Genomic DNA, 21,152 nt, shown 5'->3' on the forward strand with positions numbered 1-21,152 from the left:
CCTACCAGGTAACGAACGGCGGCGACCCCGGCGGCGAGTCAAAGATAAAATTGACCAGCGGAGCCACGTAAGCCATGGCGACGAGCAGCAGCATCAGAATAATCGTGCGCCCCCAACGTTCGGTCCAGTACGGCGTCGCCGAAGCGTTCTCTTCGGGCTCGGCCAGCGGGAACTCGGTCTGTCCTTTAGGCGCGCGGAACATGAGATAATAGGCGGCATACAGCTGAAGGAGACCTCCGACCAGCAAAAATGCCGCGCCGATCACGACAAGGGTCGTGTACGTATCCCACCCCATTGCGGCCGCATGATCCCCGTAGGTCGTATAGGAGGTTCTGCGGGGAGCGCCCAGCAGACCGGCGATATGCATCGAGAACGTCATGATCAGCATGCCGACTGTCCAGAAGATCGTCTGAACGACTCCCAATTTGTTGATGCGCGGCGTCAATACGCGTCGCGAGACGTACGGGATCAGCCAGTAGCTGATGCCGAAGAACGTCAGGATAACAGAGGTGCCGACGGTCAGATGGAAGTGTCCGACGACCCATAGCGTGTTGTGAACGACCTGGTTCAACTGGTTGGTCGTCTGCACGATGCCGCCCGCTCCTCCGGGAATGAACGCTACCATGGCGATGAAGGGGGCCAGAAATCGGACGTCGCCCCACGGCATTTTTTTGAACCATCCGAGCAGTCCTTTGCCTCCCAGCTCCCTGCCCCGGCGCTCGAAGACGGAGAACATCGCGTAGGCCGTCATCATGGAAGGAACCGCGATGACGAGACTCATGAAGACGTGCATGAATTTCAGCGCCTGCGACATTCCCGGGTCGATAATCTGATGGTGGAAGCCGCCGGGAATGTTCGTGATGACGAGGGCGATGACGACGAATCTCGTCAAGACGTCGCTGAACCTTCTGCCTCCGATCACCTTCGGCACGATCACGTACCAGGCGGACACCGCCGTCAAATACCAGATGTTGACCAGCGTATGCCCGAACGACCAGAACAGCGTGCGGCTGACCATAACGTTGATCGTTTTCGTCCATCCGAAAGCCCACGGAATGAGCGTCAGCACCTCGACCGTCACGCCCAGACTGCCGAAGAACAGCAGCACGAACACGCCCGTGGCGAAGAAGGACAGAATCGGCAGATGCTTGCCGCGGTTGTTTTTCCTCCAGGTTGCGACCTGAACGAAAGCTCCGAACGCGCACATCCACACGCCCAGTACGATAAACACCAGGCCGATGTAGAAATACGGAGAGGCTTTCATCGGCGGGTAGAACGTGTACATGACGGTAGCCTTGTTCATCAGGACGGGGATGACGACGAACACGAAGCCGACGATTTTCAGCGCAAAGCCGATCCACGCCATGCTTCTGACCTTGGGCAGCAGGCCCCCCAGCGTATGCGACAGTGCCGCGTAAAAATAACCGATCGTGAAAAAAGCGGTCAGCACGACGACAAGCACGATTCCGTGCGTCGTCAACGCTTGATAATAGGTGAACCAGCTTGGCATCTCGAACAGTCCCGCCCGTTCCGTCGCTTGCAACAATCCCATGATGCCGCCCAGCAGCAGCGCCGCGAAAGCAACGAACAAATACGTTTTCGACAGGGACGCGTCCCGCGGGTGGGCTCCCAGCAGCTTGTTCAATCGACTCGCCTCCTCTAGACGACTTTAATGATCGTGTTCATGTATTGATGGCCGGCTCCGCAGTATTCGTTGCAGACGATCAGATATTCGCCCGCCTTGCCGAACTTCTGCGTGATCTTCTGGATGTAGCCCGGCATGACCATCGCGTTGACGTTGGTGCCCGCCACTTCAAACCCGTGCGCCACGTCCTTGGAGGTCAGAATGAAATGCACGGTCGAGCCCGCGGGAATCTCGATCTCGGCCGGCGTAAAGGAAAACGCTTCCAACGTCATGACCACTTCGTACTCCGCGTCTCCGATCTTGTTCACGCCCGGCTTGTCGAACGGAGCCGTCCGATCGACCTGCTGCGGATCGATCGTCTCGCTATGGCTCGGCGGTCCCATCCCCAGAGCGAACGTCTGGTACCCGGTCAAGAGCATGAAGATTACCAGCAGGGAGCTTCCGCAGATCAACCAGATTTCTTCGTAGCGATGCATTTTCAGCTTCATCTTCTTCCCTCCTTCGGCTACACTCTGGACATGTACAATCCGAATACCGCGATAAACAAGAGAGCAATAAAAATTCCGACCATGAATACGGAGAACAACGTTCCTCGGTGCGAGTCGACCGCTTCGTGACGGTCTTCTTCGCGATTCGGTTTCACGGACTCCATCGCCGAACGCCCCTTTCGATAAATAATGGTTCCTGGTGCTATCGTAGCGGATCGGCGAATCGAGTTCGTGATAGGAATCACATTAACGCAGAAAAAACAAAAAGCCCCGACCAGACGTCATAAAAACGTCAAATCGGGGCGTTACAGCCACCCGTATACCGGTATCATCAAAATCGAAGTCGCGATCCCCGCCGCGGCCATCGAGAAGCCGCTGACGCCTCCCGCCCACTCCGAATCCAACAGCAGCCTGGCCGTTCCGATTCCGTGGGAGCTTGTGCCGACGCCGACGCCGAGGGGGACGTCGTCGCGGAGGCCGCACAGGCGCATGAACGACGGGCCGGCCACGCTGCCGAATAAACCGGATAAAACCGCGAACACGGCGCTAAGCTCGGGAATTCCTCCCGTGCGCTTCGTGATTTCCAGCGCGATCGGCGAGGAGACCGACTTCGTCAGCATGGACAAGAGCAGCTCCCTCGGGCTTCCGGGGATATGGAGCAGCAGCAGTACGGCGGCCAGGGACAGAATCGAACCGGCGGTTATGCCCAGAAGGACGGGGCCCAGCGCGCGGCGAATGGCGGCCGCGTGCTTGTAGAGGGGAACCGCCAGCGCGACCGTCGCGGGCCCCAGACCGTAGGCGATCCAATCTCCCCCGATGCGGTAAGACTCGTACGGAATTCCCGTTATCGACAGGAAGGCGATCAGGAACAGCGAGGAAACCACGAGCGGGTTGATCCCTCGCCGCTTGCTCTTGCCCCATACCGCCGCGCAATAGACCAGCAAGGTTAATCCGGCGCCGAACGCCGGGTTATCCAGCCACGTCGGCAGAGTCATGGGCTTCCTTCTCCTTTCGGCTTAATCCCTTCGTTACGAAGCCGGAGACCGCCATGACGAGCAGCGTGCCGGGAACGACGCCGGCGACAACGTAGAGCCAATGCGTCTTCATCAGATCCGCGAACGCGATCGTCCCTACGATCGCCGGTACGAAGAACAGGCCCATATGCCGGAGCAGCAGCCCGGATTCCTTCTCGATCCATTCCAGCTTCACGATGCCCGCGAACAAACACAACGCAAGCAAAATCATGCCGGTCACGTTGGCCGGAATCGGCAGATGGAGCCAGGCCTCGAGCCCGACTCCCGCCAAATAGAACGCAATCAAGATCGCGATGCCCTTCACGATTGCTGTCACTCTCCTTCGCGACATGTTGCGGCCTCATCGAACGCATCGAGCCAGTCGGCCAGCAATTCGTTCACCCACAGCTCCTGATGGAGCTTGAAGCCCTCGGCCGACATCAAGCTCCCCAGCTTCGGCTCCCAGGGAGCTTCGAAGTCTTCAAGACGCTGCCTCTCCGCTTCCGTAAGTGGAATTCCGCGATGCGCGTAGCGCGTGTAGTGTTCCGAGTCCATTTTCCATGGACGATAACGCTGTGGAAAGCGTTGCTGTAATCCAAGTGCGATCTCCAGCCCTTTAACGTCAATGTCACCGGAATACAGTAACAGAGGAGCATCTTTCCTAACACCTCCGAGCACGAACTCAAGCAGCTTCACTACCGCTACGCTCGGCTGCCCGCTTACGCAGACGAGAAGCGGCAGGTTCTTCCCCGTCCGATCAGGAGATTGCCCTCGCAATCCGCTCCTCTGATATTGCTTTGCAGCCGCATCCGCCAACATTGCAAAAACAGACGGATTCTCTACTGCGTAAACCGCAGTACTGTTCAGCCTCCCTGCCGGAGTTCCCGTCATTCTTTCCACTTGTCGCAGCGTAAGTATCCGCTCTTCCCAAAGCGAGTCCCATCCCGGTGCGAAAAACATCACTTGCGAAGACAGGTCGTCGTCCGCCACGCCTCCTCGGCGATAACCTTCGCGAATCAGCTGTGCTTGCGAAAAACTGGGGACTGCTCGCTCTTTTACAAGCGAATCCTCGTCGGAGTCTATATCTGAAAAGGCCGCAAATCCCCCCTCGCGCGAATGGACGCCGGCGCTGGCTACCAATCCCCACCAGAATAACCGCCCTTGCGGGTGCTTCCAGTCCAGCGCATGAGCGTCGCCTGTCGCTTGGGCGGAGAGGACGGGCAAACGGATCTGCTCCCAATCCGGCGCCGGGCCGGCTTTAACCTGCATCTCGGCCAAGGCGAGCAGCGCCCGAACGGTGTTCAGCAACGCGCGTCCCGCCTCCTTCGGCCCTGCCGCAAACAGCTTGCGCAGGATCCGCACGCCAGGAGATGTCTCGTCCTGCATGCCTTCAACCCATTTCGCAATCTGCCTCCCACGCGCTATGAGTTCGTTCTCTATCCCGTCCGCTTCTTTAGCATTCATGTTCGAAGCCTGAAAGCGAGATACGTAAACCTCCTCAACCGCTTCGCGGATCATCGTCTCCCAAGCTCCCGCTGCCGCCGCTCTCCGTTCGCCGCGCGTCCGCACCTGCCTCCCGCTCAGAAGCCCAAGCAGTTCCGGAACCGACAACTGAAATCGGCTTGAGCGCAGCAAGCGCTCGAATCGAAGAATGGAGTAACGATAGTCAGACTGGCTCCGGTCAGACGTGTAAGTGCCGTAGAAGCCGTCCAGCACTTCGAATTCCTCTTCCGTCGGACGGTGCAGCGCCACATAGCCCCGCGGACCGGAACTCGACGACTCAAGTCTCGCGCGCAGTTCGACAAGAAATCGGTGAAACCCCTGTTGCCCGAAATACGTCCGAACAGCCTCCTCAAACTTCGATTGTGTCTCGCTCATCCTGCTCCGACTCTCCCGCATCCGCAATATACTCTCTCGTTTTCCCATTCCACCGGTAGCGGAACAGCGTCACGAAGCTTGCATCCTTCGGACGGTAAATTTCGCAGATCGACAGTCGCGGCACTGTGTCGTAGCAGCCCCACAGCACCTGCGAAGTCATCATATAGTCGAAATCCATCTGCGTGAGCAGACCGAACAGATCGCGAATATTTTCATCATCCACCCCGGCGAACGCCTCATCCAGCGAAATGATTTTAGGAGCCTCGGGTCCGGCATCCGCGTAACGGGAATAAGTTGCCGCGAACAGCGGGATGTACATCGACATCGCCTTCTCTCCGCCGCTCAGCACGTTAAAGCGAGGGTCTGTCAATTCCCGATACTGCGCTTCTTCCCCTTTCTTATAGCGCAGGGAAAACTGGAACCATGTCCGGTAATCCAGCATCTCGTACAGATGCTTGCGCAGCGCTTCCCTTTCTTCGGCGGCTCCCTGCTTCGCCCACTGAATTCGCGAACGGAAATGCGCGATCAGCCGCTCGACTTCCTCGTCGTGCAGCAAATGGGCGTCGCGTCGCAGCAGCGCGACAAGCTCGTCGCTGTTCAGCTCCTGCTCCGTTTGAGCAGCCTTGGGCAGCCATTGCAGCTGCAGCTTTAACCCGCTTGACGTATTGCGCTCGGACATCAGCTTGTTCATCGTCTTCATCCACAGCTCCGCGCGTTGAATACGCTGGCGAATGGCTTTGCCGACGCTGCGCAAAATAACTTCCTCGAACAGCTCACGATCCTTCTCGCTAAGCAAGTCCTGCTGTTCTGCCAAGATGAGATTCATTTCAGCCAACAAAGCCGCCGGCTTCATCGGTCTCGTCCGATCTCTCATCGACATGAGCATGATGCGGCCTTGTTCGTTGATCTCCGCTTCAATCACATATTCGACCAGCAGATGCTTGGTGGCATTGTATTGATCCTGCAAGATGCTGCCCAGCCGCTCTTTGCTCGTTCGCGACATGGCCGGTTCGAACAGCGCCACCGCTTGCTTGCAAGCCCGCATCAACTCGTCGCGCCCGCCTTCCAGCGCCTGAGCAACATTAACGAAAGCCCGCTCGCTCTCCGCCTCATCCGGCAGCAGCTCGGGAATAAGCTGCAGGCCGAGCTCCTCGCGGAACAACCGCTCGGATCGTTCCAGTCGCTCCAGCCGCTCGCTCTCCTGCTCCGCAAGCTGCCTTTGCCGCTCACGCAGCCCGCCGAGACGGCCCGCCAACTCCGCCCGCAAATCGGCGAGACGCTGCTGCGCCTTCGCCGTCTCCTCGCGGCGAGTTCTCAGCCCGCTGACGCGCGCATGAAGATCGCTGATGCCAAGCTCCTCCATCAGCTTGCGCAATTGTTCCACCTTGACGCGATAGCCATACAGCTTGTCCTGCAGCTCGTCGCGCTGCGCCTCCTCGAATTCCGCTTGCTCGGCATACGCCGCAACGTCGGACGCATGTCTTTCCTCCTGTTTGGCCGCCTGCGCATAAATACGCCAATCGGCAAGCAGCTCGGAAACGGTCTCCCGATAGCTGGAGACGGCATCCAGCGCTTCTCTGAGCGCTCGCGCATTTTTCAGACGGTTCCACTGCGCCGTAGCCGCAATCAAATCCCGCTTCAATCGCGCCCATTGCTCCTGCTGCGCTCTCAGCTCCTCCGCCTTGCGCGCTTCCTGTTCCATATACAATTGGAACCGGGCCGTCTCGTCGTACTGACGCTTCCAGGCCTCTTTCACGGCCGTATGAAGCTCCTCATGCAGCGGAAAGAGCTTCAGTTCCTCGTCGATGGCCGCCATCGAAGCTTCCAGCGCCGAGATTTCGGCCGCCAACTCGCCGAGCTGCCGCTCCCCCTCCTCGATCTGGCGGGTTAACCTCGCAATTTCGGCCAGCTTAAACTGCCTGCGCGCCTCCTTGCCGATATACTGCGCCCGTCGTTCCGAAGCTCCGAGCTTCCCCGTCACCGCTCCGAATTGATAATAGTCGCTGCCGACGGTCACTCCTTGCGCCGCTCCGACAGACGGCACTGCAGCTCCGTCGAATCCTTCGCCCCAGGTGAACGAGCGCAGCGCTTCTTCCACAATCTCCTCGGACACTCCCGATTCCGGCGTCGGCATCGGCTTCAGCACATCTGCAAGCGTATAACCCCACTCCAGAGGCGCTGGCGTAATCCACACTTCTTCGTCCCGCTCCGTCACCCGTCCGATTGTCCCGTCCGGTCTCACCCAGGCATCGAGCAGCCCGCTGGCCAACAGCGTTTGTTCGATCGAAGCCTGCTCCTGCGGAGACAGCGAGCTGCGGAACTCGCACAGCTCGAATAGCGGCGCGCCTTGCCCCGCGCCATAGCCGCTTCGCGTCGCGATACGCGCCTCGCTGCGCGGCGGCTCCGGCTCGCGAGCGCTCTGCCATTCCCGCTTCTCCTCCTCCAGCCTCCGCGTCTCGTCGCGGACCAGCCTCACCTGCTGCTCCAGCTCCAGCTTGCTCACCGTCAGCAGTTGCTTCTGGCGATCGGCTTCCTCCTTGGCCGGGCGCAGCACCGCCTCCATATCCTGATGTTCGTAAGTCAAATCCGCACTGGCCTCAAACAAAAGCTGAACCGCTTGTTCTCCGAGCTTAAGCTCCCGCAGTTCTTCCTTCCACTCCAACACGCCTTCCTTCCAACGATGCAGCGTATCCTCGGCGTTGGCTTCCGCCGCTCTCATCGCCCGTTCGGCTTCATCGCGCTGCGCCCTCATCCGACCAAGCTCCCTGTCGTATTCGGCTACCCGGCGCTCCGTCTCCCGCTCCTGTTCGGCGAGCTTGACCGCCTCCGCCACCGCTGCGCGATGCTCTTCCAAATCCTTGAGCCATGCTCCGGCAAATCCGGTCTCCTCCGGCGGCTCCGGCATCCAGTAGCGATGATAGACGCCATGATGGCCGAACTCCATATCGCCGGCCAGACCTTCCAAATGCTCCAACGCGTTCGTCTGATTCGCCAGTTGTTCCGCCAATTCGGCTTGCGCCTTCTTACGGGCATGCTGCGCCGCATCCCGGCCTGCCAGCGCCGCAGCCAACCGCTTCTGCGTCTGCTCCGCATACCGCTGCGTCTCCTGCAGGGACCGCTCAGCCTGCTCCAGCTCGCGCTGCTTCTCCATCGCTTCGCTGCGAGACAGCAATTCCAGTTCCGAATCGATCGCCACAATCCGCTCCCGCGCTGCCTGCAGTTCCTCCTTCGCCCTGGCCTCTTCATTTAACTCTGCCTGCAGTTGCTTCAACAAAGCGCCGGATTGCCGATGCGTCTCGTCGCTGTCGGCTTTGGCATGCAGCAATCGTTCGCCGCTCTGATATACGTGATACCGATTGTATTGCTCGTAGCTGCGATTCAGCTTCGTCAGCTCCGCTTCATGCAGCTTCAGCTCGTCCAGCCGATCGGCAAGCTGGTCCATGTCCTCCATCACTTCGGAGAGCGGACGCAATTCTTCCTCATGCAGCGGCGGAAGCGCCTGAACGAGCACCTCGTAGATCGCCGTCGGCTTTACATCTTTGGACAGCTTCGGACTGCGAAGCTGCACGAGCAGCTGAAGCAAATCCGTATAAGCGTCCCGATCGTAGAAGTTGAACAAGGCCCGATTGACCAGCTCGCGATAGGCCCCCTGCTCCTGCACAACTTGACCGCCCGCGGCAATGCTTGTCTCAAGCGACTTGCGATCAAGCGGGAACTTGCCCGCCCCTTCGCGCTCCAGCACCCGATCGTACAGCCAAAAATCGTGGTTGACGCGCCTGCCGTCCTCCAGCACAAACCCCCAGAAGCCGACTTGCGCCATTCCTTTGCGAGCTCTAAGGCCGATGCCGACCGTCTTGTAAATCTCCTTTTTCGTATGCCGAAATTCCAGCCAGAGGTAGCCGGTTCTGTCTGTGTGCTCGTCCTTCTCCCCCAGCAAATAAAATTCAATCCGGCGATCCTTCGATCCGAACGGGTCCAGTCGATGAGGACGCTTGTCTCCGTCCAGCACGAGCGGCAGAAAGCTCTGCATCGTTACCGACTTGCCCGACCCGTTGGCGCCTCGCAGCACAAGACGACCGTCTTCAAGCACAAACTCCTCATCTTCATAAAACCAAAAATTCAGAATGCCTGCGCGCGACATTTGCCATCGTCCTTGCTCGTTCGCTCTTGCCTCCTGCTCCTGCATCTCCAAGTCACTCCCTCTTATCCCATGTCCCTCTCATCCTCATCGAAGGAATAATCCGCATTCCAGCGAGACAGCACCGCCGACACGATGAAGCGTTCTCCTTGACCGCCGCCCTCCTGCTGCCGCCACGCGCCAAGCCCCCATTCGGACATGTGCGCGGTCAGCGCTGTCGCCAATTCGGGGAGCCCCATCGAGCGATGCTCTTTGCTCCAATAGTCTTCGAACTGTCTTTTTAACGCATAGAGAATGCTCTCTACATCCGTACGGGTCAGCTCGATTGTCCCTTGCTCGGTCACGAACCAATCCCGCTCGCCCAATCTGCGCCGCAGCTCTCCCGCGAACAGCAGCGTTAAATCCGAGACCGCCGCCGCCGTTGGAAACAAATCGCACTCCGCGCTTAGCTCCGGATAAAAAAAGTAAAGCCCCTCCCGGTAACGAGACCCCTCCATGCCAAACATAAACTGCATATTGTCGATAATCGTGCGCCGCTGCGTGACAACGTAGTACAGGTCGTCCGGATGCCAATCCGTATCCGACACGGCCGGTTCCAGCAGCAGCCGGCGAAACACCCGATGACGGCGCCGGCGAAGCTCTCCGTCCGCCGTCTCCGGGTAGACGATCAATTCGTTGAAGTCGTCCGCCAACCGGTACTGCCCCAGCGGGCGAGGAAAATGCCGGAGAACGTATCGAGTGCTCGGGGAGCATTCGTACAGCACGTTCTTCTGCCCGCTGTGCGCCGCCCAGTCGGACTCGTCCCCATCGATGCCGACAAGTACGCCGAGCTGTCGCAGCTTTTTCAGCGCCCGCACCATCGAGAGCCGGTGTTGGTAATTTTCCCAATCTACAGTCGTTCCGGCAGCAGCCATCTGCTCGCCTACCTGTTCCACGATGTCGGTCAGCACGAACTGGTCCAGCTCCGTCTTCCCTTCGAGAAACCATAACGCATAAGTAAAAAAGGTATAATCTCTCACTTCCCGGAATTCCGTGATGCCCATCCAGGACTGTGCAACGAGAGGAGCCTTGTCCAGTTTGGCCATCGTACGGGTCAGAAGAAGCACAAAGCCGGTATATTCGGAAAACCAATCTCTTAATTCGGTATATTGATCTTTAATCCAGTAAAACATCTCAGGATCGGAATCCTTCGTAATCCACGTTCGGTTGAGCAAGGCATGCGCGCATGCCCGGCGCCGCTCGTTCCATTGCTCCGCGTCCGCCCGTTTGCTTGTCCGCATTCTGCGGATCGCATAGGAGGTCGTTCCGCCTTTAGCCACGTGCGAGCTCTCCTCTCGTCACTTCTATCCGGTAATTCCGCATCGTCAGATCGCCGTCCTCACATCGGAGCACCGCCGTATCGTCCGGTTTCGGCTTGCTCACCGACACCCGAAACCCGTCCGCCGTAACGAACGAACGCGCTTCGACCGCCGAGCAGCGGCCGATCCACTGCAGCAGCCGCATCCGCTCTTTCCCGTCCACCTGAGGCAGCTCCTCGATCCGGATCGAGCCGTAGCCGAGCATCCGCTCCGTAAAAGCGCTCTCCTCGGCAAGCAGCTCCTGAACCTGCTCCCGATACGCTTCCCGCTTCGCTCCGTGGCTGCGCATCGGCTCGGAAGCTCCCTTGGAGACGCGCCTGCGGCTGCGTGTGCGGATCAGCCGAATATTCGGCGGCTCCTCCCAGGTCGAAGCATCCGCCCGTTCCGTCTCGCGACGATCCTCGCCTTGCAGATGTCGGGCGGGAAACAGCCCGAATACATACGCCGCGAAACGATGCGCATCCTCCATCTTGTCCATGGCCGCGAACCTCTCCGCGACAAGCTCCAAATCCAGTCTTCGGCTCGCGCCGCCGCGCCTGCGCTCCTGAAGGCGTACCGCGCTGCGCACGACTTTGGCGATCGTGTCCTTGGTCGCTTTCTCCAGCAGCGTAAGCTCGCTGACGTTGATCGCATCCCCCACGAACCAGCGCATCAGATTGCTCCAGCCTTGACGGAATTCGCTCATCAGTTCCTCCGCCGTTTTCCCTTCCTCCAGCCTCGGCTTTCGCAGCTCGTCCGCCGTCACATGCGCCAAATAAAGCTCGGCAAGAGGCGGAGAGATCTGCTGCAGTTGTCCTTCGATTCTGTACGCATTGCGCTGCAGGCTCTTCACGAAATGCTGCAAATAGTTGACGAGGTTTTCCTTCATGGCCAGAAAACCGTCCGTCGCCATCATCTCTTCCGCCTGAATCGAGTTCATGCTGGCAATGAAATCTGCTGCGTTCTCATGCATCGTCTTGAACGCCACGTAGAGTTTCTCCCAATTGTGCAGCGCCTCGCCTTCACGCATCCCATCTGCGTTTACACGAATTTGCTGAATACATTCCGATATCGTATCGAAATACGTCGTCTCCAGCGAACCGCCGTAACCTTTTACCTTCTCCAACGCCTCAAGCATTCTCTCAATCTCGATCGCATACGGGGTGAGCAAATATTGACTCTTCTTGCGCATATATTCCTCAAGCGACAACGCTCTTCCACCGTCATGACGGGAGGCGAGATTGCCCCAGTTCTTCAACTGTTCCAGATCCGAAACGCACTGCTCCAGCGTGTAACCGTCTATGACGTCCCAGGCTTGTATGCCCTCGAAAATTTCCTCCGGCTTAAGCCAATATTTGAGCCTCTGATATTGCAAATAAATATATCTCATAATCGCGCGGTAACGGGCTACATTAATCGCGTTCAAATAGTTCAGCTCGGTCACCGGCCTGAGCGCTGAAGCCGTTATTCTCTCGTTCACTGCGACAATCCCTCCGCTGACAGTTGAATATAATTTATTTTATCATAGCGAACAAACACGATTTAACACGAATTTGTTGCCAAGTCGAACAAGCCATCCGAAAGCCGGATGACCTGAAATTGAAATTCAAATAAAATAAGACCAGCGCAAGGCGGCTCCTAGTCAGAACCACAACACCAGTCTTAAGAAGAACATACCTTTGTTTCATTAGAAAGTCAACCCCCCAAATATTTACATTAATCACCAAAAGGCAATGGCTTACAGCAAAAGTCTGGAAGGAATCCGGTATATCCCGTTCAATTGCTTACTTCCGTCTGGCGAAGGGACCGAACATGTCTGCCTATGAATCTTCTCGAATAATTCGTTAATCCAGTTCGAAAAAACATCTGGTGCCGAGTCGCCGACAATCTGCTCATAATATTTTCTAAGTAAACCTGCGCAAAGATCAGCCAATTGAATACCTTCTTCAACTTTAGAGCTTACGAAAAACGCGGACTCCACAATTGAGGTACACTGGTTGCCCTCTAACGAACGAAATAAATAGTTTCTCATTTTGTGAGAAATGATCATGTCGTTTCCTTCATCCTGAGAGTCGAAACAGACAAGGCACTTGCTTGTTTTTAATGCGGCATAGCCATTGATCCTCTGTAATAGAAACCGATAATGATTGGGAAAGGTGCTTCGCTCTACATCCAAAGGCCGTTCGGGTTTATCCATAACGATCGCAAACACTTTAATATTCAACGCACTATTCAGGACCTCATTTACAACTCGTTCTGCAAACAGTTTGTTGTTGGTATTTCTGGTCAGAGACTTCGGTTTTAGAACATTTACAGCTTTTAGTTCTACATCGAACCTGCCGAAAATATCCGTTTTGATTTTGTACATGCGCTGAACGATTAAACGAACCGCCTCTTTAGGTATACATACTGCTGCTAGAACAGGATTTTGGGTTTCGTCGTTGGGATGTGGAAAACCACTCTCATCGATAAAGGCAAGCATGTTAATCCCCCGATTTTTGAATTTTCAAGTCCAAGTTACATCTACTATAAGTCGAAATCTGACGGGATTTCAAACACTGTTTCTAAAGGAATGTCGAATGTACCATTTTTTTGTGGATGGGGAATGTTTGTTCGGTTATGATAGAAAGAAAAATGCATTGGGAGGGAAATGCGTGGAAGACTTTCGTCAACTTTACCGCCAGCTTAATATGCTTCCTAAAGAAAAAAAATTACCGCTTTATAAACAAATCTCCAAGTTTGTCGGGTATGATGATTCGGCCAACCGTGAAGCAAAATACAGCTCAAAGTGCGATATTATTTGCCCTAAGTGCGGCAGCGCATCCAATGTTGTTGGTCACGGAACAACGAAACCCGATTCTGATCGGCATAGATATAAGTGCACAAGCTGTCCAAACCGTCGGGGAAATAAGGGATATACCTTTAACGACTACACTTCAGGAGTTCTGCATGGGCTTCGTTCCCCTGAGCAATTTGTAATCTTTCTGGAATTCATGTTTAAAGGAGTGCCGCTTCGTAAAATAGCTGGAGCTATGGGTATGAGCAAAACAACCGCACTTTCCTGGAGACACAAAGTGCTGCACGCTATCTCAAAGCTCCATCCTCAACTTAATAGCGGAGTCATAGAAATCATGGAGATTCCCGTTAAACCCTCCAGAAAAGGATTGCCGCGTAAAAGTCGATCCGAATCTCCTGCTGCAGCTCCGGATCGACTGATTGTTGCGCACAATCGCAACGGCCACGTGTTTCTCGGTACTAAAGACCAGTTGTCTCGTCTTGCAGAACGTTATTTGAACGATGGTTCTCTTCCTGCCTGGGCGCCTCGTAATGCTGTTTCTGTTCAGCTGAATTGTTCAAAAACCGATCAACAGAGCTCCATAAGCTTGAAACTACAGCTCCTGCACACAAGAAATGTCCAGTTGCTGAGCGAGGAGTTCCACAACATGCACAGCGTTTCAATGCGCGGTGTGGCAACCCGTAACTTGCTTCATTATGCGGCTTGGCAGCAATATCTAAGCAACACCAAGTCTCAAAAACCCGTTGCTCGCCTAAGAAATCTTCTACATACTTGCCTATAAATCTTGTTTATAGACTTTTTCTTTGTGATAGAAAAATAGATTGTCAGGAAAGCTTTCCCTTTAAAATCCACCGTAAGTTGGTACATTCCATTTACGGGCCCATCTAGCTATAAATCGTCCGGCCGAAGCTCCTCCCTGCCGCCCAAATACGGTCGCAAGGCCCGGGGCACGTAGACCGAGCCGTCCGCCCTCTGATGGTTCTCCAGCAGCGGGATCAGGATGCGCGGCGTCGCGATCGCCGTGTTGTTCAGCGTATGGCAGCAGCGCAGCTTGCCCTCGCTGTCCCGGTAGCGGATGTTCGCCCTCCGCGCCTGGAAGTCGAGCAGATTCGAGGCCGAATGCGTCTCGCCGTAAGCTTGGCGGCTCGGCATCCACGTCTCGATGTCGTACTGCTTGTGCGTCTTCTGCGACATATCGCCGATGCAGACGGCCACGATCCGGTAAGGCAGCTCAAGCAGCCGCAAAATCTGCTCGGCGTTGTCCGTAATTTCTTGCAGCAGCCTCTCCGACAGCTCGGGATCGTTCTCGCAGACGACGACCTGCTCGACCTTGGAGAACTGGTGCACCCGGTACAGGCCGTGAACGTCGCGCCCCGACGAACCGATCTCCCTGCGAAAGCACGACGTCGCCGCCGCCAGCCGGATCGGGCCGCCGTCCAGCTCGACGATCTCGCCCGCCAGATACGATACCAGGCTCACCTCCGACGTACCGACCAAATAGCGGTCCTCCTCCGCAATCGCGAACACCTGGTCCTCTCCCGTCGGGAAAAATCCGGTGTTCCGCAGCGCTTCGCCGCGCACCATCAACGGAACGTCCAGCGGGGTAAAGCCGCGGCTTTCCAATACGTCCATCGCCAGCTGCTGCACCGCCCGGTGCAGATGCCAGCCCGCTCCCTTCAGCACGTACTGGCGCGCGCCCCCGATCTTCACTCCGCGCGGCAGATCGACGATGCCCAGCCGCTCCCCGAGCTCAACATGGTCCAGAGGCGCGAATTCAAACCCCGGCGGCTCTCCGACCCGCTTAACCTCCACGTTGTCCGCATCCGACTTCCCTTCCGGCGTGTCCGCCGATACGGGATTGGGGATCAGCAGCATCAGCCTCCGGAGGTCCGCCTCGACTTCGGCCAGCTCGGCCTCCAGAACGCCCAATTCGTCGTTCGCCGCCTGCGCCTCCCGTTTGACCGGCTCCGCTTCTTCCGCGGCCCCCTGCTTCATGAGCTTTCCGACCACCTCCGACAGCCGGTTGCGCTCTCCGCGCAGCCGCTCGACCTCCCGCAGCAAGCTTCTTCTCCGCTCGTCCCGTTCGAGCAGTTCCTCCACCGACAGGGCAATGCCTTTGCCGTCGGCCGTCCGCTGCAGCAGCTCTCCGTGCTCGCGTATATACGCCATTTCCAACATTGCTCTTCCTCCTATCCGCGTCTCCTGCGAAAATCGTTCATAAATTCTGCAAGCGCCTTGCAAGCTTCCTCGGGTACCGCATTGTAGGCCGAAGCGCGAAGCCCTCCGACGCTGCGATGGCCCGCCAGACCGATAAAGCCTTCCCGCTCCGATTCCAGCGCGAACCGCTTCTCCAGCTCTTCGTCCGCCATCCGCCATGTCGCGTTCATCGTCGAGCGATACGGTTTCTCCACGATCCCCCGGTAAAAGCCGTCCCCGGCGTCGATCGCTTCGTAAAGGAGTCCGATTTTCCGTTCGTTCCGTTTCTCCAGCTCAGGAATGCCGCCCTGACGCGCGGCCCACTCCAGCATCAGCTTCATCATGTAGATCGCATGGACCGGAGGCGTGTTATAGAGAGAATGGTTATCGGCGTACGTGCGATATTGGAAAATCGCCGGAATGTCCGCGCTGCCCGCTCTTAACAGTTCTTCCTTTACGATAACGGCCGTCACGCCGGCGGGGCCGAGGTTTTTCTGCGCGGCTGCGTAGATCAGCGCGAACTTCGTCCAATCCAGCCTCCGGCTTAAAATGTCGCTCGTCATGTCGCCGATCAGCGGAACCGTCCCTGTATCGGGAAAGTCGCGGAATTGCGAGCCTTCGATCGTGTTATTCGTGGTCATGTGAACATAAGCGGTATCGGTCCGAACCTTCAACTGCCGCACATCGGGGAGCCTCTTCCAGCCCTCCGCCTTGCCGCTCGCCAGCACTTCCGCCTGTCCGACCGTCAGCGCCTCGCGGTACGCCTTCTCCGCGAAGCTGCCGGATACGAGATAACGCGCGATTGTTCCCGCTCGAAGAAAATTCATCGAAACGAGCGCAAACTGGGCGCTCGCTCCCCCTCCCATAAACAAGACCCGATAGCCCGACGGCAGATCGATCAGCTCCAAAAGCAGCCTCTCCGTCTCCTCGACGATCCGCTCCACCGTCTTGCTTCGATGCGACATTTCCAGCAGCGATAGCCCCTGATCTCCATACTCGACGAACGCTTCCTTCGCCTGCTCCAACACTTCAAGCGGCAGCGCGGCCGGCCCCGGGTTGAAATTCCAGCTTCTCTTCATGGTTCCTCAGCCTTTCCTTGGTTGGGTGTATACGACAAAAGACGCCCTTCGTCCGAATTGGGACGAGGAGCGTCTGCTCGCGGTGCCACCCAACTTGAACGGAACGCGGCGGGCGTTCCGATCCTCTTGGTTCCGCGGTAACGGGCGGGGCCGGTAAGCTTAGGATACGGCGCGGGCGACCGGGCCGTTCTTGACGAAAACGCCTCCGAGTTGGATGCTCTTCACAGGCATGATCCGAATGTGTAATTGCTCATTATACTAACGCCTTCAGCTTCGGCTGTCAAGGGGCGATTGTCCGCGATGGGCAGCCGCGCGCATGGATCGCTCAAAAAGGGAAAAACAGCGGCAGCGCGGCCACCATCACGACGCCGATAACGACCTGCAGCGGCAGGCCGACCTTAATATAATGCGAGAACCGGTAGCGGCCGGCCGACATGACCAGCGCGTTCGGCGGCGTGGAGAACGGCGAGGCGAAGCACATGCTCGCTCCGACCGAGACGGCGAACAGGAAAGGGTACGGACTGACGCCGAGCTGCAGGGCGGCCGCCAGCGCGATGGGCGCCAGCAGAACGGCGCAGGCCGTGTTGCTGATGAACATCGTCAGCAGCGATGTCGTAAAGTAGACGCCCGCCAGCAGCATAAGCGGACCGTAGCCGCCGAGCAGCCCGACCATGCCGTCGGACAGCAGCGCCGCCGCTCCCGTCTTCTCGATCGCGGTGGACATCGGGATCATGCCGCCGATCAGCACGACGCTCTCCCAGTTGATCGTCTTGTAGGCGTCCTCCATGCTGCGCACGCAGCGGAACGCGACCATCAGCACCGCCGCGACCATAACCGACGCCACGGCCGGAATCAGCTCGGAGACGAGCAGCACCACCATCAGCCCCATGATGCCCGCGGCGATCGGCGCCTTGTTGTCCATCGTCACCTTGCGCGCTTCCTCGCTCGGCTGGCCGACGACCACGACGTCCGGCTCGGTGGCGAGCCGGGCGATGTCGCGCCACGTTCCCTGCACGAGCATCGCGTCGCCGAAGCGCATTTTCTCTTCCTTCAGGCTGTGCAAAATGTACTGATCCTTCCGCTGGATGCCGAGAATGTTCACATGATATTTCTCGCGGAAGCCCGATTCCTTGATCAGGCGGTTAATGAGCCGCGAGGTCGGCGTGAGCATCACCTCGGCAATGCCGACGTCTTCCGTCGCGTACTGCTCCGAGCCGGACGTCCCCTTGTTCTCCGGAATGCGGCTGTCCAGCATCTTCAGGCCGCCCTCGAGCGCGAACGCCTGAACGCTCTCGAAAGGGCCGTGGACGTACAAAATATCGTCCTCCTCGATCACCGTATGCGAGCCGGCGATCTCCTGGTTGATCGTCTTGAAAAACTGGTTTTTGGCCGATATTTTGCGCCGCACCTCGATAATGTTCAAGGCGTGCCTGGCGGAGATATCGAGCTCCTGCAGCCGCTTGCCGCAAATCGGCGAACCGCCGCCGACCTGAACGCGATACAGGTTCTGCCTGAGCTGATACTGCCGCACGAGATCCTGCAGCGAACGGCCGTGGCGGTCCCCCTCCGCATCCCGGTCATTCTTCGGCAGAAATCGCCTAAGGAACAGCAGCGACGCGACGCCTACGGCGATGCAGACCAGACCGATCGGCGTAAAGGTGAAAAACGAGACGCCCGTATATCCCGCCGCCTGAAGCGTCTCCTGGACGACCAGGTTGGGCGGCGTTCCAATCAGCGTCAGCATGCCGCCGAGACTGCTGGCGAAAGCAAGCGGCATCAGCAGCCGCCCCGGATTCGTTCCCGCGCTCATCGCCAGGCTGACGACGATCGGCATCATAACGGCGATCGTGCCCGTGTTGCTGACAAAGGCGCCGATCGCCGAAGTGACGATCATGATCATGACCAGCAGACGGGTTTCGTTCGTTCCGGCCAGCTGGAGCATTTTGCTGCTGACCATTTTCGCCAGGCCGGTCTGGAAAATGCCGCCGCCCACGACGAACAGGCCGACCATCATAATTACGACGGAATTGGAAAATCCGGACAGCGCCTCCGCGGGCGTCAGAATGTCGCACAGCATGAGCAGAATAAGCGCTCCGACGGCTACCAGGTCGGAACGCACTTTACCGGATATGAAGAGGACAGAGGCGAGTGTCAATACAGATAACGTAACGATCATCGGTCCGTTCAAAGTCTGGCTCCCGTTCAACATGAAGATTGGTCGGGCTCCCCCGCGGAAGGCCCTGCCTAGCTCCCATTTAAGCACGGCTGCTCCGCGGACGTCAACTTTCCGCCGCACCGGCGCCGCTAAATCGCCTGCGGCTTTCTGTTCAAGAAGCGGTTCAGCCTTTCCGAGCAGATCAGCATGATCGCGGCAAACGCGACGATAAAGAAAGGCAGAATCCCGATCGTGGAATACGACGCCAGCGCTCCCAGGAGAGGAGGCACGAAGGTGCTGCCCGTATAGGCCGCCGCCATCTGGAAGCCCATGATGGATTGGGAATGCTTATTCCCGAACCGCGCAGGCGTCTCGTGCAGCATGCAGGGAAAGATCGGCGCCAGCCCCAAGCCGATGACCATAAATCCCGCAAGCGAGAAACCGGAAGGCAAGGGCAGCGCGAGCAGCACCGTGCCGAACAAAGCCGTGAGCTGCCCGCAGCGGATAAGCGAGCGATTGCTTACCCCGAAGGTAATAAACCCCGTAATCATGCGTCCGACCGTAATGCCGACGAAAAACAGGGAAACCCACTCCGCCGCCGTCGACGCGGGCAGCTTTTTCATCCCGACAAGGAAGCTGCTTCCCCATAAGCCTACGCTGGACTCCACGCCGCAATAGAACAGGAAAGCGATCATCGAGACCCTGACCCCTTTAATCCGCCACGGCTTCGTTGACCCGGATTCAGCTTCGGATGCAGGCTCCCGCACTTGCGTCTCCGGTTCATGACGTTCTTCCGGACGGCTCCCGCGGCTCCTTGCGGCGACCTTATCCCACAGAGGAAGGGAGAACAGCAGGATCAGCACCAACGAACCTTGAACGGCGGCAACCGTGAGGTAGCCTTGCCTCCACAAGGCTTCGCCGGATATATAGGAGGCCATGATCATCGGGCTCAGCGTGGCGCCTACGCCCCAGAAGCAGTGCAGCCAGCTCATGTGATGAGCCTTGTAATGCAAGGCGACGTAATTGTTCAGCCCCGCGTCCACGGACCCTGCGCCCAACCCCAGCGGAATCGCGAACACGATCAGCCAAACCAACGAAGGCGACCAAGCGAACCCGAGCAAAGCTCCCGCCGTCAGCATGCAGCTCACAAGCGTGACTGCGCCCACGCCGTACCGCCGAATGACGGCTCCGCTGGCCAGGCTCGACACGATCGTACAGCCCGCGATCGCCATCGAAATCACTCCGGCGGTGCCGATCGACGCGCCCAGCTCCACCCTCATGACGGGCCATGCCGACCCGAGCAGGGAATCCGGCAAGCCCAGGCTGATGAAGGCCAAATAAATAATCAGGATAAAAAAAGTGGCCATAAAATGCACAAGCTCCTTCGTTGTCTTTATCCGTCCGTTTGCGAGAGCAGCAAGCCCAGCCCCAGGCTCCGCAATCCGGCCAAGTAATCTCCGCGCCATTCGCTTGCCGCCAATTTCGGGAGGTGCTCCCTCGGAACGTAAGCGGCGGCGCGCTCCAGAATCGGTTCCAGCATGGCCTCGCCGATCTCGTCCTTATTGAAAATAAAATAATGAGGGTTCAGAATCGAGGCCGTCGAAGCGACCAGGCGGCCGATCGCCTCCGTCCGATCGGCGTCCCCCTTCGACAAAGCTTCCCCGAAATTGCCGCGATCCCGCACCGGAACGAACGACACTTCCCCCGAGAAAAACGACTTGCCCCGAACGACTTCGCCGTTCACGACGATTCCGGCTCCCGGCCCGTTCTGTCCCAAATACAAATAAACGGCGGTGCATCCGTCCCCCGGCTTGGCCCGCGCGATATAGCCGAGCACGGCGGCGTTCATATCGTTCTCCACGACGGCCGGAAGCCCCGTTCGCTCCTGAACAAAGCTCTTCAGGTCGAAATTCCGGTACTTCTCGTAAGTCGGAATGAGAAAGATCTTCCCGTCGTTTACCGCGCCCGGAACGCCGAGCGATACGGAACGAAGCTTGGGATGAGCCAGCCTGAGCCGCTCGATCAGATCCGTTAAGCGGGAAGCGTCTTCGTCCAGAAAACCGTCCGCTCCGCCCTGCTCGATCGTCTCCCCCAAGCAGTTGAACAGAATGTAGCGCGTCTCGTCCTTTTCCAAAAAAACGGCCAGTCCCAGCATGTACCCGGCATCGTAGCGATACCTCTTGGCCCTTCTCCCTCCGCTGGACTCGTCGTATCCGACCGAGACCGCTTCTCCGCGGGCTTCCATTTCGTCCAGAAACTTGCCCGCGGTCGGAAAGCTGATCCGCAGGCTGCGGCTTAATTCCGCCTTCGTGGCGCTGCCCCGCTCCAGCAATATCGTGCGAATGCCCGTTATAATCCCCGGTTTCGCAGGCTGCGGCGTTAATCGTCCATCGATCACGAGATGTCTCCTCCCGTTCGCAACGACT

At 57.8% G+C, this 21,152-nt stretch carries 16 protein-coding genes; 1 reads left to right on the plus strand and 15 read right to left on the minus strand.

Annotation, left to right across the window (positions count from 1 at the left end):
• Position 1: 1 nt before the first annotated feature.
• The 10 genes from ACFFT4_RS03710 to ACFFT4_RS03755 form a co-directional block, all read right to left on the minus strand.
• Positions 2 to 1,645, minus strand: coding sequence for a cbb3-type cytochrome c oxidase subunit I (locus tag ACFFT4_RS03710; protein ID WP_378045182.1), 1,644 nt, complete (start codon positions 1,643 to 1,645; stop codon positions 2 to 4).
• A gap of 14 nt (positions 1,646 to 1,659) precedes the next feature.
• Positions 1,660 to 2,133 carry a cytochrome c oxidase subunit II gene (locus ACFFT4_RS03715; RefSeq protein ID WP_378045183.1) on the minus strand — a complete coding sequence of 158 codons (474 nt, stop codon included), beginning with the start codon at positions 2,131 to 2,133 and terminating at the stop codon, positions 1,660 to 1,662.
• Positions 2,134 to 2,150: 17 nt separating this feature from the next.
• Positions 2,151 to 2,297: a cytochrome c oxidase subunit 2A gene (locus tag ACFFT4_RS03720; RefSeq protein WP_378045185.1), complete on the minus strand. Its 147-nt coding sequence runs from the start codon at positions 2,295 to 2,297 to the stop codon at positions 2,151 to 2,153.
• 141 nt (positions 2,298 to 2,438) lie between these two features.
• Positions 2,439 to 3,128: an LrgB family protein gene (locus tag ACFFT4_RS03725; RefSeq protein WP_378045187.1), complete on the minus strand. Its 690-nt coding sequence runs from the start codon at positions 3,126 to 3,128 to the stop codon at positions 2,439 to 2,441.
• Positions 3,103 to 3,498, minus strand: coding sequence for a CidA/LrgA family protein (locus tag ACFFT4_RS03730; RefSeq protein WP_378045188.1), 396 nt, complete (start codon positions 3,496 to 3,498; stop codon positions 3,103 to 3,105). The genes ACFFT4_RS03725 and ACFFT4_RS03730 overlap by 26 nt, the downstream gene beginning before the upstream one ends.
• Positions 3,480 to 5,024, minus strand: a complete 1,545-nt coding sequence (locus tag ACFFT4_RS03735) for a TIGR02679 domain-containing protein (protein ID WP_378045189.1) — start codon at positions 5,022 to 5,024, stop codon at positions 3,480 to 3,482. Before ACFFT4_RS03735 ends, ACFFT4_RS03730 begins: the two co-directional genes overlap by 19 nt.
• Positions 4,999 to 9,210 carry a TIGR02680 family protein gene (locus ACFFT4_RS03740; protein WP_378045190.1) on the minus strand — a complete coding sequence of 1,404 codons (4,212 nt, stop codon included), beginning with the start codon at positions 9,208 to 9,210 and terminating at the stop codon, positions 4,999 to 5,001. Before ACFFT4_RS03740 ends, ACFFT4_RS03735 begins: the two co-directional genes overlap by 26 nt.
• 17 nt (positions 9,211 to 9,227) lie before the next feature.
• On the minus strand, positions 9,228 to 10,481 hold the full coding sequence (locus ACFFT4_RS03745; RefSeq protein WP_378045192.1) for a TIGR02678 family protein: 1,254 nt from the start codon (positions 10,479 to 10,481) through the stop codon (positions 9,228 to 9,230).
• The gene (locus ACFFT4_RS03750) at positions 10,474 to 11,979 is read right to left on the minus strand and encodes a TIGR02677 family protein (protein ID WP_378045194.1); all 1,506 of its coding nucleotides are present in this window, start codon (positions 11,977 to 11,979) and stop codon (positions 10,474 to 10,476) included. Before ACFFT4_RS03750 ends, ACFFT4_RS03745 begins: the two co-directional genes overlap by 8 nt.
• 258 nt (positions 11,980 to 12,237) lie before the next feature.
• On the minus strand, positions 12,238 to 12,981 hold the full coding sequence (locus ACFFT4_RS03755) for a DUF3800 domain-containing protein (RefSeq protein WP_378045196.1): 744 nt from the start codon (positions 12,979 to 12,981) through the stop codon (positions 12,238 to 12,240).
• A gap of 172 nt (positions 12,982 to 13,153) precedes the next feature.
• Here ACFFT4_RS03755 and ACFFT4_RS03760 point away from each other — a divergent pair, with 172 nt between their 5' ends.
• Positions 13,154 to 14,077 carry a hypothetical protein gene (locus ACFFT4_RS03760; protein ID WP_378045197.1) on the plus strand — a complete coding sequence of 308 codons (924 nt, stop codon included), beginning with the start codon at positions 13,154 to 13,156 and terminating at the stop codon, positions 14,075 to 14,077.
• A 107-nt stretch (positions 14,078 to 14,184) separates the two neighbouring features.
• On the opposite strand, the gene serS is transcribed toward ACFFT4_RS03760, so the two are convergent.
• The 5 genes from serS to ACFFT4_RS03785 all read right to left on the minus strand — a co-directional run bounded on the left by serS (position 14,185) and on the right by ACFFT4_RS03785 (position 21,124).
• Complete coding sequence (serS, locus tag ACFFT4_RS03765; RefSeq protein ID WP_378045199.1) at positions 14,185 to 15,474, minus strand: serine--tRNA ligase; 1,290 nt, start codon at positions 15,472 to 15,474, stop codon at positions 14,185 to 14,187.
• An 11-nt stretch (positions 15,475 to 15,485) separates the two neighbouring features.
• Positions 15,486 to 16,571, minus strand: a complete 1,086-nt coding sequence (serC, locus tag ACFFT4_RS03770) for a 3-phosphoserine/phosphohydroxythreonine transaminase (protein ID WP_378045201.1) — start codon at positions 16,569 to 16,571, stop codon at positions 15,486 to 15,488.
• A 325-nt stretch (positions 16,572 to 16,896) separates the two neighbouring features.
• A complete protein-coding gene (locus ACFFT4_RS03775) occupies positions 16,897 to 18,759 on the minus strand; it encodes an SLC13 family permease (protein ID WP_378045532.1) in 1,863 nt (620 codons plus the stop codon).
• 116 nt (positions 18,760 to 18,875) lie between these two features.
• A complete protein-coding gene (locus tag ACFFT4_RS03780; RefSeq protein ID WP_378045202.1) occupies positions 18,876 to 20,093 on the minus strand; it encodes an MFS transporter in 1,218 nt (405 codons plus the stop codon).
• A 26-nt stretch (positions 20,094 to 20,119) separates the two neighbouring features.
• The gene (locus ACFFT4_RS03785) at positions 20,120 to 21,124 is read right to left on the minus strand and encodes an ROK family protein (protein ID WP_378045204.1); all 1,005 of its coding nucleotides are present in this window, start codon (positions 21,122 to 21,124) and stop codon (positions 20,120 to 20,122) included.
• Positions 21,125 to 21,152: the final 28 nt, after the last annotated feature.

This window comes from Cohnella cellulosilytica (assembly GCF_042431195.1).
GTDB lineage: Bacteria > Bacillota > Bacilli > Paenibacillales > Paenibacillaceae > Cohnella > Cohnella cellulosilytica.